This window comes from Psychrosphaera sp. B3R10, from assembly GCF_018861025.1.
Lineage (GTDB): Bacteria > Pseudomonadota > Gammaproteobacteria > Enterobacterales > Alteromonadaceae > Psychrosphaera > Psychrosphaera algicola.
The window spans coordinates 14993-31047 of the sequence record NZ_JAHKQH010000001.1 but is presented as its reverse complement, the minus strand read 5'-3'; the positions used below and the strand labels follow the sequence as shown (position 1 = coordinate 31047).

The following is a 16055-nucleotide window of genomic DNA, read 5'->3' as shown; positions in this document are numbered from 1 at the left end:
CATTACATTAGGAAAGTGGGATTAACAAATTAGTCGGTGGGATTAGCAACAGAAACTAATTGAACAAAAAAAAGCCGAACGGTTGTTCGGCTTTTAATATCAATATCCTAGAATTTAGTGGCGGAAGTGACGCATGCCAGTAAATACCATTGCAATTCCATGTTCGTCAGCAGCAGCGATAACTTCGTCGTCGCGCATTGACCCACCCGGCTGGATGATTGCTTTAATGCCTGCAGCTGCAGCAGCATCGATACCGTCACGGAACGGGAAGAATGCGTCAGAGGCCATAACTGAACCTTCAACAACTAAGTTTTCATCAGCGGCTTTGATCCCAGCAATTTTAGCTGAATAAACACGGCTCATTTGTCCTGCGCCCACACCAACAGTCATTTCTTCGTTGGCGTATACAATAGCGTTAGATTTAACAAACTTCGCCACTTTCCAGCAGAACATTAAGTCTTTAAGTTGGGCTTCAGTTGGTTGTACTTTAGAAACAACTTTAAGCTCGTCTTGAGCAACCATACCTTGGTCACGGTCTTGAACTAACAAACCTCCATTAACACGTTTAATGTCAGGTTGAGTTGTTTTAGTTCCCCATTCGCCTGTTTCTAAAAGTCGAACATTTTGTTTCGCAGAAACAATTTGTGCAGCTTCTGCAGAGATTTTAGGCGCGATAATTACTTCAACAAATTGGCGTGAAATAATCGCTTCAGCAGTATCTGCATCTAACTCGCGGTTAAATGCAATGATGCCACCAAACGCTGACGTAGGGTCAGTTTTGTGAGCCCGGTCATACGCTTCTAAAATGGTATCGTTAACAGCAACACCACAAGGGTTTGCGTGTTTAACGATGACACAAGCTGGGCGCGTGAATTCTTTTACACACTCCAGAGCTGCGTCGGTATCAGCGATGTTGTTATAAGACAACGCTTTACCTTGGAGTTGTGTTGCTGTTGCTACCGATGCTTCTTCAATGTCGTTTTCAACATAAAAGGCTGCATCTTGGTGGCTGTTTTCGCCATAACGCATTTCTAATTTCTTAGTGAATTGCATGTTATAGGTGCGAGGGAATTTAGAGTCTTCAACTTCGTCGGCATTGTCTGAATAATCAGGAACCATTTTGCCAAAGTAGTTTGCAATCATACCGTCATAACGAGAAGTATGTTCAAACGCTGCGATTGCTAGGTCGAAACGAGTTTCAAACGATGTCGCACCTTGGTTGGCGTCAAGTTCAGCTGAAATGCGGTCGTAGTCTTTGGCATTTACAACAATCGTAACGTCTTTGTGATTTTTTGCTGCAGAACGAACCATTGTCGGTCCGCCAATGTCGATGTTTTCTACCGCATCTTCCATTGTGCAATCTGGATTTGCAACTGTGTTTGCAAACGGATATAGGTTTACAACAACCATATCTATAGGTGCAATGTCGTGTTCAGTCATTACCGCATCATCGGTACCGCGACGGCCTAGAATGCCACCGTGGATCTTAGGGTGAAGCGTCTTAACACGACCGTCCATCATTTCTGGAAAACCAGTGTGATTGGAAACTTCAATTGCGTTTACGCCATTTTCGGTGAGTAGTTTGAATGTGCCGCCCGTAGACAATATTTCAACGCCGTGAGAGGCTAACTTACGCGCGAATTCTACTATACCAGTTTTGTCGGACACGCTGACTAGAGCGCGGCGAACAGGTCGTAATGTATCCATTGAATCAATATACCTTAGCTTGGTTGATTAAAGTCATGGTCGTAACCACAACCGTAAAGAAATTGGTGTGTAAAAAGTTAGCTGGCTTAATTATTGTCGCGAAACTTAAACCAGCTCAGTTTTAAACTAGACTTCCTAGTAACAAACCATACCTATTTTTACGTAATAATTTGTTTTTAAAACTGTCCTTTTACTTTTAACTTAGTACTTTGCCACTAACTCTGGTTAAAGAGCGCCAAATTAGGCCCGGCATACTTACATCCGATGTAAGTGGTCACTTTTTTTCGTCCTTGAAATCGTGACATACTTACATCCCTGTAAGTCGCCGGTCTAATCTTCATCCCTGAAGGCCCGGCATACTTACGTCCCTGTAAGTCGCCGGTCTAATCTTCATCCCTGAAGGCCCGGCATACTTACGTCCCTGTAAGTAAAAAAGCACCCGAGGGTGCTTTTAATGTTCTCCCAAGGGAGATTAGTTCATTCCGTATTTCTTTAACTTCTTACGTAAAGTACCACGGTTAATGCCCAACATATTGGCTGCACGAGTCTGATTACCGCGAGTGTAAGTCATGATCTCTTCCAATAATGGCTTTTCTAATTCTGATAAAACCAAGTCATAAACATCGGTAGAATCTTGACCATTTAACGTTTGTAAATAGTTACGTACCGCTTTTTTTACTTCGTTACGTAGAGGCTGAGGCTTGTCAGCAGTTTGGATGTGTGCGTTCGTTATAAACGGTGTTGCTACGTTTTGGTCAAACATGTTTATTATTTCTCTATCATTAAAATAAGGTTAAGACTCAAAGCGACATTCAAAAGCGAATGGGCTTTCCTATTCAAATTCGAAATACTTATTTAATGCATCTAACTGTTCATTGCCAGATTCGATAGCGTTAAATAACTTTCTAAAAGACTTATCCGTGTCTTGGTCTTGCAAGTACCACCCAACGTGCTTACGCGCAATTCGGGGTCCCAGTACTTCGCCATAAAGTTGATGCAGGTTTATCACATGCTCCAACAAGATGCCTCGAACTTCCTCTTTGTCAGGGGCAGCGAGATACTCGCCAGTTCGTAAATAATGGTCAATTTCTCTGAAAATCCAGGGACGACCTTGTGCAGCTCGGCCAATCATTAGCCCATCTGCGTTTGTATATTCCAAGACTTCCTTTGCCTTTTCTGGTGAATCGATATCACCATTAGCAATAACCGGAATCGATATGTAGTCCTTTATTTCTCTAATAATGTCGTATTCAGCATGGCCTTTATACATACAAGCCCGCGTTCTGCCGTGTATTGCTAAACTTTGAATTCCATTTCGTTCAGCAATTTTGGCAATTTCAACACCATTTCGATTATCGGTATTCCAGCCAGTCCTCGTTTTCAAAGTGACAGGTACATTCACTGCTTTGACAACCGACTTGACGATTTGTTCAACCAAGTCGGGATATTGCATCAATGCAGACCCCGCCATCTTTTTATTTACCTTTTTTGCTGGGCAACCCATATTAATGTCGATGATTTGCGCGCCATTTTTTTCATTATATGCCGCGGCCTCTGCCATTAAGTCTGGATCCGCTCCAGCGATTTGCACCGCTCGAATGCCGGTTTCACCTAAGTGATCCATTCGGTTCATCGATTTACTTGTTTTCCAAACCTGTGGATTGGACGACAACATTTCCGATACCGCAAGGCCAGCTCCCATACGTCGACATAACTGTCTAAATGGTCTATCCGTGACTCCAGCCATTGGTGCAACAATTAAGTTGTTGTCCAGAGTGTAGGGACCAATTTGCATGAAAGCGCATAACCTCGTTTAGCATTTAATTAGTTCAATCGTTTTTTAAGTTCAGTCACAATTCTGTCACTGACCAAAAAAAGGGCGGCAAGTTTACTGTTTTTTTAACAAAAATCAAAGGTTGTTTTTTAAACAAATTGTGTATTTTTTGTGGACTAAACTATTGACATTTAAAATTGAGTAAAAACTCGAAAAAAACATTTCTGAATTAGCGAAAAAGGGGTGAAAAAAGCGATTGAAATGATTGACTTTTATATCGCTTAGAGGTTAGTGGCGGGAAAACATTGGCCGACACAGAATGTTCGGCCAAAAAAAATGATGTAAAAAAATAAATTATTTAAATTTACGTTATTGTGTCTTTTAGGTAATCGTGCCGTCAATTCGAACCCATTCGTCTTGTTGCGTGACCGGATTTAACGAAACACTCGACTGATATGCTGCTGCAACAGAATCTGCCTGCTCTGCTAAAATGCCAGACAAGGCCAATTCTGTACCTTTATGTCCGTAACCCACAATTATGGACTGCAGATCTTTTAACGGGCCAGCAAGAATATTGGCGACAATGACGTCGGTTTCAAATATCGGTGCATCTTCAGGCAAGTATAATTCTATTTGATCTTCTACTTTATTACGTACCGCGTTTTCTAGGCTTGCGGTTATCGCTTTAGGATCGATATCGATGCCAATGGCGCGTTTAGCACCAAGTTTCAAGGCTGCGATGGCTAAAATGCCACTGCCACATCCAAAGTCCAATACCGTTTTACCGGTTAAATCCATACCTTCTAACCATTCAAGACATAATGCTGTTGTTGCATGTGTTCCAGTGCCGAAGGCTAAACCAGGGTCTAATATGACATTACATGCCGTTGGATCAGGAATGTCTAGCCAGCTAGGACAAATCCAAAGTCGTTGGCCAAATTGCATTGCATGGAAATTGTCCATCCATTCGCGTTCCCAATCTTTGTCTTCGACTTGCTCGGTTGTGATAATTGGCGGGACATCAAATGAGGAATGTTGGCTTAATGCAGCAGAAATAAGTGACATGTCAGTGGCGGCGTCGAAAAGTCCGACACAATGTGACATTTGCCATATTTTTTTGTCACCTGGAAAAAGCTCAAAAATAGCTTCATCGTCTAAGGCTGTAAATGTGACAGATACGCAGCCTAAGTCCATTAAGAAGTCACTGATTTCATCTGTGTGTTGTTGTTTAACGGGAAAACGAAGTTGCACCCAAGCCATAGTCTGATTTATTCCTAATTGGACAAAATTGGATTTTAGCCTAATTTGCCAGAGAGTTTCACTATCATTGTTCCTTTTTATGGAGTGACGTAGAATGGCGATGTCAGTCATTACTTCGGAAAAACAAATTTCATGTTGAGTTATCGCCACGGGTTCCATGCGGGAAATCATGCAGATGTATTAAAACATCTAATATTTCAGTTTGTACTGCAATATATGGGAGAGAAAGAACGACCTTATATTGTTGTTGATACCCATGCTGGCGCAGGTGCATATAAGCTCGAAGATGAGTTTGCTCAAAAAAATAAAGAATTTGAAACGGGCATTGGCCCACTTTGGAATGCTGACCGTGCAGACATGCCTAAGGCCGTTGCTGAATATTTAGACGTAGTCGCGAAATTTAATAAAGAAGATGGCTTTGACGATTTAGTGTTATACCCAGGTTCACCTTGGTTTGCTCTTAATCAGCTGCCAATGGACGGGAAAGGGTTCTTTCATGAACTTCATCCAACGGATTTTGATTTATTACGTCAGTTTATTCGCCCCAATCGTTACCGAAAAGCGATAAAAGGTGATGGTTTTGAATTAAGCATGGGCTTGTTCCCACCGGCGCAAAAGCGTGGCGTTGTGATAATCGATCCACCTTATGAAATCAAAGATGACTACGACCGCGTGGTGCAATATGTCAAAGACGTCACAAAGCGATTTAAAGGAGCTGTTATTCTAATTTGGTATCCAGTTGTTGAGAGATACCGGATTGATAAAGTTGAGCAGGGTCTTAAACGCACAGGTGTTAAAAATATCGCGTTATATGAATTTAATGTTGCTAAAGATTCACATGAAAGAGGGATGACCGGCAGTGGTATGATTTTGGTGAATCAACCTTGGAAGTTACCGTCGGCAATGGCTGAAGTTTTACCTTATCTTGTGAAAACACTACCAGGGGATAACAACGACTTTAGAGCAGAACAAATAGTACCTGAGTAGAATAATGTTTAGAAAGTGCTCAAATGGAATAAATGAGCACTTTACGACGTAGTGTTTTTTGATGATTCATACTCTCCCTTTCGATTTGCACGTCCTCATTATCAATAATATTTATGTGTTTGGACGGTTCGTTGCCTAGCAGTGATTAAATACCGACACAAATACCTATTTGGTCTCTGGAATTTGAGTTAAACCGGAGGTAACAGCCGATAAAACAATAGTCATATTTCCTTAAAAACGTCTACACTGGAGGCATTAGTTAACTAAGGGAAACAATAATGACTTTCGCCAAGAAAAAAATATTACTCGCTGGTCTGTTTGCAGGCCTAGTATCTGTGTCGTGTTCTTCAGTTATGGACTCCATAACCGGTGACCAAGCGGCGTCTAAAGAAGCCATAACCCAAGCTGTTATGAGTGATGCAAGAAAACAAGCAAGTGAGAGAGATGCTTTTCGTCATCCACAACAAACACTGGAATTTTTTGGTTTACGTGACGACATGACCGTTGTTGAAATCTGGCCTGGTGGTGGCTGGTATACATCTATTATTAACCCGGTAGTACAACAAAACGGAGAATTTTACGCCGCTGGATTCCATATGTTTGATGGCGCACCTGGCTATTATCAGCGTTCGATTGATGGATTTAATAAAAAAATTATGAACGATCCGGCTTATGCGGGGATCAAAGTCACTGAGTTTCACCAAACTAAAGCCTTAGATATTGTGCCAGAAGGGACGGCAGACATGGTTTTAACCTTTAGAAATGTACATAATTTCTATATGGGTGACGGTGATGTAGGTGTTGAAAATGCGTTTAAAGCATTTTACAAAGCGCTGAAAAAAGGTGGGGTTTTAGGTGTTGTAGATCACCGTTTACCTGAAAACTTAGATCAGGAAGAAAACAAGCGTTCAGGGTACGTCAAGCAGTCCTTTGTTATTGCAGCAGCTGAGAAAGCCGGCTTTACATTAGCCGCGGCTAGTGAAATAAATGCGAATCCTAAAGATACAGCGCAGCACCCACGTGGAGTTTGGACTTTACCACCACGTTTAGCACTTGGTGATGAAGATAAAGAAAAATACACTATGATTGGCGAAAGCGATCGAATGACATTAAAGTTTGTTAAAAACTAATTTGTTAATGGGGAGTTCGCTCCCCTTTTACTATTGTTTTGATAGCCTAGATTGACCCTAGCTGCTTCCTCTCTTCGTCCCCCGCAAGCTTGCCATAAATAAAAATCACTTTTTTCCGTACATTTCGGTACATTGACAAGTTACGCCATCTAAACGCCCTAATAAGCTCAGTCATGGTTTTAGCTATACATTAGTTGTTTTTAGCACTTTATTTCCAGCAGAAAAATAATTTCATCGTGTTATACTTCCGCCCAAAATTATCTTGAACTTAGCAGAGTAGCAAACAGCCATGAAAATTCTAGTTATCGGTGGTGGTGGTCGTGAGCACGCGTTGGCGTGGAAAGCGGCTCAAAATCCAAACGTAGAGATTGTTTATGTTGCCCCTGGCAATGCCGGCACAGCCAATGAAAACAAACTTGAAAATGTTGCGATAGGTGCAGAAGACGTACCTGCGTTACTACAATTTGCAAAAGACAAATCTATCGATTTGACGATTGTTGGTCCTGAAGCACCTTTAGTTATTGGTGTTGTTGACGAATTTCAAGCCGCTGGTTTGAAAATTTTCGGACCGTCAAAAGGCGCTGCTCAGTTAGAAGGCTCAAAAGCGTTCACCAAAGACTTTTTAGCTCGTCATGATATCCCAACAGGGGATTATGCTAATTTCACTGAAATCGACCCAGCGATAGCTTACGTTCGTGAAAAAGGCGCACCAATTGTCGTTAAAGCCGACGGCTTAGCAGCTGGTAAAGGTGTCATTGTTGCAATGACTTTACAAGAAGCTGAAGATGCGATTAAAGATATGTTAGCTGGAAATGCATTTGGTGAAGCCGGTTCTCGAGTTGTTATCGAAGAGTTTTTAACGGGTGAAGAAGCCAGTTTTATTGTTATGGTCGACGGTAAAAATGTTGTGCCAATGGCAACTAGTCAAGATCATAAACGTGCATTTGATAATGACGCTGGACCTAACACGGGTGGCATGGGCGCTTATTCACCAGCACCTGTGGTTACCGACGAAATTTATACTCGTATTATGAATGAAGTGATTTACCCAACCGTTGAAGGTATGGCGAAAGAAGGCCATCCATACTCAGGTTTCTTGTATGCGGGATTAATGATCGATACTGACGGTACGCCAAAAGTAATCGAATATAATTGCCGTTTTGGTGACCCAGAAACACAACCTATCATGATGCGTATGCAGTCTGACATGGTTGAGTTATGTTTGGCTGCGGTTGCTGGTGAATTAGCAGGTAAAGAAGCTAAGTTTGACCCTAGACCTGCTGTTGGAGTGGTATTAGCCGCTGGTGGTTACCCTGGTTCTTATAATAAAGGTGATGTTATTACTGGCGTACCTGTTGCAACGGCTGATTCAAAAACGTTTCATGCTGGAACCAAATTAAACGGCGATGACGTTGTTACCGCTGGTGGCCGCGTATTATGTGCAACTGCGTTAGGTCAAACAGTTACAGAAGCCCAGGCCCTAGCCTACGAAGCGGTAAAACAAATAAAATGGGATGGTGTTCAATTTCGCAACGACATTGCATATCGCGCGATAGCACGTGAGCAATAACACTAAATAATTTGTCTTATTGAAAAATAAAACGCCTGCATTAAGCAGGCGTTTTTGTTTGTGTTACTCGCAAGGCTGTTTTAAAACAAACAGACAATTATCGAATGAGTATTACAAACAACGAAGCATGATGGCGATACAACAACCCATCCCAATCCCCCAACTTAATGAACGCAGTTTGTCCCAATTGACCCAGTAGAAAAATAAATAGCAACAACGAGCAGCGATAAATCCACAACTAAGCAGCGTAATGTCCCGCGAGAGGTTGTCGGTTGCTATGGCAAGTAACACACTTGGCGCAAAAATGATGATGGCTTCAAAACTGTTTTCATGGGCCGCTAAGCAACGCGCGCCAAAACCTGAAAGCTTCTTTTGCTGGCTACGGGGTTCTTCATTATCGTAGCCCCTGATATTACCACTACCAACCTGACGCATAGCGTGAGCTAAAGGAACTTTAGCGACAAATGGTAAAATGACCGATATGATCAAACAATAAATTACAATCTGCAGTTCACTCATTATTGTGTTTCCTCGTCACATACAAAGGCAAGTTTACTGGCAGATTTATTTACCGCTAATCGGGTTATATTTGTTGGACACTGGTTTGAAAAATCAAATAAAGGCTGCCATGTTTGGTTTGGTGTGTGTAACGACCAAACCATTATTTTAGTTCCCATAGCCGCAATGACCTGATCTGAATTCAGCCAAGTGTAATCTTGCGTTTCTTTAGGCAAAGCTAGGTATTGAGTGATAATTCCTGTCTGTGCTGAAAAGGTATTAAGTACATTGTTTGTACCCGTTGTGAAACTAAACACCTGATGTTTGGCATTATAATGAAGGGCTCGGCCGATTTCATTAGCGATGACCTTCGCGTTTTCTTGTTCTGGTGACTGAATATATTGCAACGTCATTGGCTCACCCAATACAAATAGAGCCAAATCATTATCAGCGCCCCAAGCATGATATCCAACAGGCTTGATTGTTTTGTTGATAATCGTTTGTTTTTGACTTCCCAATGTTAATGTCCATAACCGCTGTGTACTATCAGGTTCAACTTTAATAAAAGATAAGTTGTTTGACTCAGGAACAAGCGTCGGTGAGTATTCGCTGGTATCTAATGTCTTGGTTATGTTCGTAAGTGTTTTTGAAGACAAGTTGTAAAATAAAATGTCTGTTTGTTGCGCCAATTGAGATGTGTAATAAACCCCAGAACCGTCGTCTGCAAAATAAGGCTGATTGTCATATCCGGGACGCTGAGTAATATTATCTATTTCCACTACGTGTGTTTTTTGCCCATGAGTTGCGAACTGCGCAACAAATATATCGGTTGATGCATACGTTATTGGTAAAAAAGTGGATATACTCAATAACGCAAATTTACCTAGGTTTTTTATCATTTTAGGGACCTAATTATTGTTTTTGTCATAAAATGTTCAGCGCGCTAAGCTTGATTAATTAGAATAATCACTTTATAACAATCTAGTCTCAAAACTAAGAAAAAAGATTTATGTCAGTTAAACACCCAATAATTGCAGTAACTGGTTCCTCTGGAGCCGGCACAACAACAACCACAAATGCTATTACTCACATTTTCCGTAATTTGGACGTGGATGCTGCGATCTTGGAAGGGGATAGTTTTCATCGCTATGCACGTGCAGAAATGGAAATGGAAATTAGAAAAGCGCAAGAACAAGGCCGCCATATTTCTTATTTTGGTTCTGAAGCTAACGATTTTGGAGCATTAGAAAGCTTATTTAAAAGTTATTCTGAAACCGGCAGTGGCAATGTTCGTAAGTACCTGCATTCATTTGATGAAGCCGTTCCGTATAATCAAATGCCTGGTACATTTACGCCATGGGAAGAACTCAGACCCAATACAGATTGTCTGTTTTATGAAGGTCTACATGGCGGAGCGGTTACCGAACAGCATAATGTTGCCCATTATGTCGACTTGTTAATCGGCATGGTACCTATTGTTAACTTGGAGTGGATCCAAAAAATAATTCGCGACACTAACCAACGAGGCCACAGCCGCGAAGCTGTAATGAGCAGCATCGTCCGAAGCATGGACGACTACTTCACGCATATCACCCCTCAGTTTTCTAGAACCAATATTAACTTTCAACGGGTTCCTACTGTTGATACTTCGAATCCATTTAGTGCCAAAGACATTCCGTCACTAGATGAAAGTTTTGTGGTGATCCGTTTCCGAGATGTGCCTAATGTTGATTTTCCATATTTATTACAAATGATCGACGGCTCTTTTATGAGTCGAATCAATACAATTGTTGTCCCGGGTGGGAAGATGGGGTTGGCATTGGAGCTTATATTAACACCATTAATTGAAAATCTAATTTTCAGCCGCCGTAAACTCATTGGTCAACTAGACTGGATCGACAGTAAAAAATAGCCAAAATGCCCATTGCCTCAAAATGGTGCAGTTGTATTTTGGAATTCAATTTTGAACGCTACTTACAGACCTGTAAGTAGATAGCTATCTCAAAAAGTGAGTTAATTTTCATTACTGCATTGTGTTATTGCTAAACTGCTGTAATTTAGGTTGTTGCATTAGTAGTAGCGGTACTCTAATTCAACTTTGGTTATTTCAAATTAGGTCTTTTTTGGATCTAAGAAGGAACTGAACTACGTTATATGTAAAAAAATAACGAAAATCGCGGACAAAATGTAACAACTAAATTACACTCATTGTTGCTTTCTATTGATTAGTCTCATGTTGGTGCGTATCTTGAACCATTATGGTGCAATGTTATCGATGGAAACGCAGGGTTAATATGTAACTCATTGTATTGTATAACTAAAATTTGATGGCATGAATTTGGCTTTGCCTTATGCACTTAAATGAGCCAAAGGGCTCGAAAAAATATTTTTTTAACTTGGAGAAAACAATGTCTCAAACGGTTTTAAACCTAATCAAAGAGAGCGAAGTTAAATTTATTGACTTACGTTTCACTGACACTATAGGTAAAGAGCAACACATCACTGTGCCTTATCATCAAATTGACGAAGACTTCTTTGAAGACGGCAAAATGTTTGACGGTTCTTCAATTTCAGGATGGAAGGGTATTAATGAATCAGACATGGTTCTTATGCCTGATGCTGAGTCAGTTGTTTTAGACCCATTCACAGAAGAGACTACGTTAAACATTCGTTGTGACGTAATCGAACCTGGTACTGGCCAAGGTTACGAACGTGACCCTCGTTCTGTTGCTAAACGCGCAGAAGCTTATATGCGTGCTGAAGGCATTGCTGATGAAGTATTAGTTGGTCCAGAACCTGAATTCTTCGTATTTGACGATGTTAAATTTAAAACTGACATGTCTGGTTCTTCTTATAAAATTGACGCTGAAGAAGCGGCATGGAACTCAGATAAGTCTTATGAAGATGGTAACAAAGGACATCGTCCTGGCGTTAAAGGCGGTTACTTCCCAGTAGCACCTGTTGACTCTTCACACGATTGGCGTTCAGCGACTTGTTTAGTAATGGAAGAAATGGGCTTAGTAGTTGAAGCACATCACCACGAAGTTGCTACAGCTGGTCAAAATGAAATCGCTTGTCGTTTTAATACTATCGTTAACAAAGCTGACGAAGTTCAAATCTATAAGTATGTTGTTCATAACATGGCGCATGCATATGGAAAAACAGCGACATTCATGCCTAAGCCAATTGTTGGCGATAACGGTACTGGTATGCACGTTCACCAATCACTTGTTAAAAACGGCGAAAACTTATTTGCTGGTGACAAGTATGGCGGCCTTTCTGAAACTGCGCTTTACTATATCGGTGGCGTAATTAAGCACGCTAAAGCGATTAACGCGTTTACCAATGCTTCTACTAACTCTTACAAGCGTTTGGTCCCTGGATTCGAAGCACCGGTAATGTTGGCATACTCTGCACGTAACCGTTCTGCATCTATTCGTATCCCAGTAGTACCTTCACCAAAAGCACGTCGTATTGAAGTACGTTTCCCTGACCCGTCATCGAATCCTTACTTAGCATTTACTGCGTTGTTGATGGCAGGTCTTGACGGTATCAAAAACAAGATCCACCCTGGCGATGCTATGGATAAAGACTTGTATGACTTACCAGCTGAAGAAGCAGCAGCGATCCCACAAGTTGCATCTTCTTTAGAAGAAGCGCTTAATGAACTAAGTGCTGACCGTGAATTCTTAAAAGCTGGTGGTGTTTTCACAGACGACACTATCGATGCTTACATTGAATTAAAACGCGCTGAAGTTGAAAAACTTAACATGACAACTCATCCAATTGAGTTTGAAATGTACTACAGCTGCTAATATTAATTTAATTCACTTAAATTAATAAATTAGATCTAAGCCCACTCGCATGAGTGGGCTTTTTTTTGTAGCCAAAAAGTTAAAAATTCGCTAGATTATGTCTAACGTCTATTATTTGATATGAGAGAACATGGGGAAGTTCGTAATACTGCTAATTCTAGTATTAATAAGTACTAATTCACTAGCAGCAGACAAGAAAAAAATATACGTTTGGCGTAATGCTGAAGGCGTACTTGTGTTTTCTGATTCTCCAAAACCTAATGTTAAATCAGATACAATAGATGTTTCAAAAACCCCCAATATTATTCAATCTGTTGACGCCTCAATAATTAGTGGCGATACAACAAAAGAAGATCTCCTAGATGTTGTTTCAATCGACATCGTTAAACCGCTTGATCAAGACACGATAAGAGATAACACTGGCTCGCTGTATATCAATGGCTTGATTAAACCATCCTTTAAGCGTGGTATGAGCGTAGTTCTCAAATTCGACGACAAGAAGGTCGCAGGCCCTCAAAAGTCAGCTGTATTCATCTTACGTGACGTTGATCGCGGCGAACACCGTGTTCAGTTAGAAGTTTGGAACGATTCAGGCAAGGTTATTGCAGTAAGTAAGCCAATAACAGTTTATTTGCATAGAGCATCGGTTAATTAACCAAATCGGTGCAATAATATTTGGGAAAAAGCCAGTTTACGGCTAAACTCAATAAACCTATGCACTATATCGGTGCGGATTTTTCCATGAACGAACCAACGTCGTCTAACCCTGGTGTTAGCCAACAAATTTTAGAACAGTTAAGTTCTTCGGTGTTTTTACTCGACCGCAGCGGAAAAATTAAATTCTGTAACGATTCTGCAGCCATGTTGTTTGGGCAAAGTATACGCAAATTACAGGGACAAAAATTTTTTAAAATACTCATATATCATACATTTCCAAAGGCTTTGTTGGCTGAGTTGTGGGATAACGGTCGCAGTTTTGCAGATAATGAGGTTGAAGTTGTATTTCCTGATGGACGTCATTCAATAGTCGAAGTCAGCGCGGATCAGGCGATGGTTGAAGGGGAGACGTTATGTCTGCTTCAAGTTCGTCAAAATGAAAATTTACGTAAAATAAGCCAAGAAAATACTCAAAAGCACCATATTAGTGCATCCCGACATCTAATTCGGGGACTCGCCCATGAAATTAAAAATCCACTCGGTGGTATTCGTGGTGCAGCTCAATTATTAAGTCGAAGTCTGGAGTCCGAAGAGCTAAAAGAATTCACTCAGTTGATTATAGAGCAATCAGACCGATTGCGAGACTTAGTGGACCGATTATTAGGTCCAAACACCCCGCCTAAACGTGAAGCCAATAATATCCATATTGTTTTAGAACGAGTCTATAATTTGGTTAAGCTGGACAAACCTGAGTTTATTACAGTTTACCGTGATTATGATCCTAGTTTACCAGTCACCGTTTTTGACCCTAGCCAACTAGAGCAGGCGGTTTTGAACATAGTCAAAAATGGCATTCAATCTTTACTAGAATACGCCGCTAATCAACCAGCAAATTTCGAACCGTTATTAACCATGAGAACACGATTTGCGGGTTCTAAAGTTATGCATGGCACGCGTTTTAAACAAGTCCTGAAAATTTCCATTGTTGATAATGGTCCAGGCATTAGCGATGAGCTAAGAAGTACAATTTTTTATCCAATGGTGACCAACAAGTCAGACGGCAATGGTTTAGGTTTGTCTATTTCACAAACGTTAATCGACCAACACCAAGGCACAATAGAAGTAGATAGTTGGCCCGGACAAACAGCATTTTCGATTTTTATCCCTGTAATACAAGACAATGAAGGAAGTAAATAATGAGTAGAGTTTGGATAGTAGATGACGATAACTCAATTCGTTGGGTCTTGGAAAAAGCGCTTACACAAGATGGATTTGAAGTCGAATCTTTTGCCTCTGCTACTATGATGTTGCAACGACTTGAATATGATGAACCAGAAGCGATTATATCGGACATCAGAATGCCAGAGATGGACGGTATGGAGCTATTGGATAAAATGCAGGCCAGTCACCCGCAACTGCCAATTATCATCATGACGGCGCACTCTGATTTAGATAGTGCGGTAAACGCGTATCAACAGGGCGCATTTGAATATCTTCCAAAGCCTTTTGATATTGACGAAGCGGTTAATTTGACCCGCCGTGCGATTGAACATGGTAAAAAGCGCAGCGGTAAACTGAAAGTAAAACAAAAGCCAGCGTCTGAGATTATTGGTGAAGCCCCAGCGATGCAGGAAGTGTTTCGCGCGATAGGGCGATTGTCACGCTCTAGCGTAAGCGTTTTAATCAATGGTCAGTCGGGAACGGGTAAAGAACTTGTCGCCCACGCGTTGCATAAACACAGCCCACGAAAAGAACAAACGTTTGTTGCCTTGAATATGGCTGCAATTCCAAAAGATCTTATTGAATCAGAATTGTTTGGCCATGAAAAAGGAGCCTTTACGGGGGCAGCAGCTGCACGAAAAGGCCGATTTGAACAAGCTAATGGCGGAACCTTATTTTTGGACGAAATTGGCGATATGCCATTGGACATCCAAACTCGACTATTACGTGTACTCGCCGATGGTCAATTTTATCGAGTCGGTGGTCACGAGCCGGTTTCTGTTGATGTTCGAATTGTCGCTGCGACCCACCAAAATTTGGAAAACTTGGTGGACCAAGGCAAATTTAGGGAAGATTTGTTTCATCGTTTAAATGTCATCAGAATTCACATTCCAGCGCTTCGAGATAGGAAAGAAGATATCCCACAATTGTGTGAACATTTCTTGTTCAAGGCCGCCAAAGAGCTGGCTGTTGACGCCAAAATGTTGTCCAAAAATGCGGCAGAGTTTTTATCGCAATACACTTGGCCGGGTAACGTTCGCCAACTTGAAAATACCTGTCGTTGGTTGACCGTAATGGCGAGTGGTAAAGAGATCATTATGGATGATTTACCACCGGAAATGTTAACGGCAACGAGCACCTCTAAAACGGCTAAAGATCCATCCGCGGTAGCTGATGACTGGGTATCGAGTTTTGAATCTTGGTTAGATAAGCGATTAGGCGAAGGTGAATCAGACATTATCAAAGATGCTCAGGCCGCTTTTGAACGGGCTCTAATTGATATTGCATTGCGTCATACGCGTGGCCACAAACAAGAAGCGGCGAAACGTATCGGTTGGGGGCGTAATACCATAACCAGAAAGATGCAAGAATTAAATATGGGTTAGCATTAAACCAGTGGCGACTATTGGAAATTTGATCTAATCTATGGGCAATAA

The 16055-nt window shown here is 41.2% G+C and carries 14 protein-coding genes; 8 read left to right on the top strand and 6 right to left on the bottom strand.

Annotated elements, in window-relative coordinates:
- Positions 1 to 114: 114 nt before the first annotated feature.
- The 4 genes from purH to prmA form a co-directional block, all read right to left on the bottom strand.
- A complete protein-coding gene (gene purH, locus KO525_RS00150; RefSeq protein WP_215961768.1) occupies positions 115 to 1707 on the bottom strand; it encodes a bifunctional phosphoribosylaminoimidazolecarboxamide formyltransferase/IMP cyclohydrolase in 1593 nt (530 codons plus the stop codon).
- A 472-nt stretch (positions 1708 to 2179) separates the two neighbouring features.
- Positions 2180 to 2470: a DNA-binding transcriptional regulator Fis gene (gene fis / locus KO525_RS00145; RefSeq protein WP_215961767.1), complete on the bottom strand. Its 291-nt coding sequence runs from the start codon at positions 2468 to 2470 to the stop codon at positions 2180 to 2182.
- Between the two features lie 69 nt (positions 2471 to 2539).
- Positions 2540 to 3502, bottom strand: a complete 963-nt coding sequence (gene dusB, locus KO525_RS00140) for a tRNA dihydrouridine synthase DusB (protein ID WP_215961766.1) — start codon at positions 3500 to 3502, stop codon at positions 2540 to 2542.
- A gap of 360 nt (positions 3503 to 3862) precedes the next feature.
- Complete coding sequence (gene prmA, locus KO525_RS00135; protein WP_215961765.1) at positions 3863 to 4741, bottom strand: 50S ribosomal protein L11 methyltransferase; 879 nt, start codon at positions 4739 to 4741, stop codon at positions 3863 to 3865.
- A 132-nt stretch (positions 4742 to 4873) separates the two neighbouring features.
- Here prmA and KO525_RS00130 point away from each other — a divergent pair, with 132 nt between their 5' ends.
- The 3 genes from KO525_RS00130 (at position 4874) to purD (ending at position 8428) form a co-directional block, all read left to right on the top strand.
- Positions 4874 to 5728 carry a 23S rRNA (adenine(2030)-N(6))-methyltransferase RlmJ gene (locus KO525_RS00130; protein WP_215961764.1) on the top strand — a complete coding sequence of 285 codons (855 nt, stop codon included), beginning with the start codon at positions 4874 to 4876 and terminating at the stop codon, positions 5726 to 5728.
- A 278-nt stretch (positions 5729 to 6006) separates the two neighbouring features.
- A complete protein-coding gene (locus tag KO525_RS00125; protein ID WP_215961763.1) occupies positions 6007 to 6858 on the top strand; it encodes a class I SAM-dependent methyltransferase in 852 nt (283 codons plus the stop codon).
- A gap of 289 nt (positions 6859 to 7147) precedes the next feature.
- Positions 7148 to 8428: a phosphoribosylamine--glycine ligase gene (purD, locus tag KO525_RS00120; RefSeq protein WP_215961762.1), complete on the top strand. Its 1281-nt coding sequence runs from the start codon at positions 7148 to 7150 to the stop codon at positions 8426 to 8428.
- Positions 8429 to 8539: 111 nt separating this feature from the next.
- Here the strand turns inward: purD and KO525_RS00115 are convergent, their stop codons facing one another.
- Positions 8540 to 8947: an MAPEG family protein gene (locus KO525_RS00115; RefSeq protein WP_215961761.1), complete on the bottom strand. Its 408-nt coding sequence runs from the start codon at positions 8945 to 8947 to the stop codon at positions 8540 to 8542.
- Positions 8947 to 9825: a hypothetical protein gene (locus KO525_RS00110; RefSeq protein WP_215961760.1), complete on the bottom strand. Its 879-nt coding sequence runs from the start codon at positions 9823 to 9825 to the stop codon at positions 8947 to 8949. The genes KO525_RS00115 and KO525_RS00110 overlap by 1 nt, the downstream gene beginning before the upstream one ends.
- 110 nt (positions 9826 to 9935) lie before the next feature.
- On the opposite strand from KO525_RS00110, the gene KO525_RS00105 reads away from it, so the two are divergent.
- The 5 genes from KO525_RS00105 to glnG all read left to right on the top strand — a co-directional run bounded on the left by KO525_RS00105 (position 9936) and on the right by glnG (position 16004).
- Positions 9936 to 10838 carry a phosphoribulokinase gene (locus KO525_RS00105; RefSeq protein WP_215961759.1) on the top strand — a complete coding sequence of 301 codons (903 nt, stop codon included), beginning with the start codon at positions 9936 to 9938 and terminating at the stop codon, positions 10836 to 10838.
- 496 nt (positions 10839 to 11334) lie between these two features.
- Entirely contained in the window at positions 11335 to 12741 is a 1407-nt protein-coding gene (glnA, locus tag KO525_RS00100; protein ID WP_215961758.1) for a glutamate--ammonia ligase, read from the top strand.
- A 130-nt stretch (positions 12742 to 12871) separates the two neighbouring features.
- Positions 12872 to 13396 carry a DUF4124 domain-containing protein gene (locus KO525_RS00095; RefSeq protein ID WP_215961757.1) on the top strand — a complete coding sequence of 175 codons (525 nt, stop codon included), beginning with the start codon at positions 12872 to 12874 and terminating at the stop codon, positions 13394 to 13396.
- 86 nt (positions 13397 to 13482) lie between these two features.
- On the top strand, positions 13483 to 14595 hold the full coding sequence (glnL, locus tag KO525_RS00090; protein ID WP_215961756.1) for a nitrogen regulation protein NR(II): 1113 nt from the start codon (positions 13483 to 13485) through the stop codon (positions 14593 to 14595).
- Positions 14595 to 16004: a nitrogen regulation protein NR(I) gene (gene glnG, locus KO525_RS00085; RefSeq protein ID WP_215961755.1), complete on the top strand. Its 1410-nt coding sequence runs from the start codon at positions 14595 to 14597 to the stop codon at positions 16002 to 16004. Before glnL ends, glnG begins: the two co-directional genes overlap by 1 nt.
- The last annotated feature ends 51 nt before the right edge of the window (positions 16005 to 16055 follow it).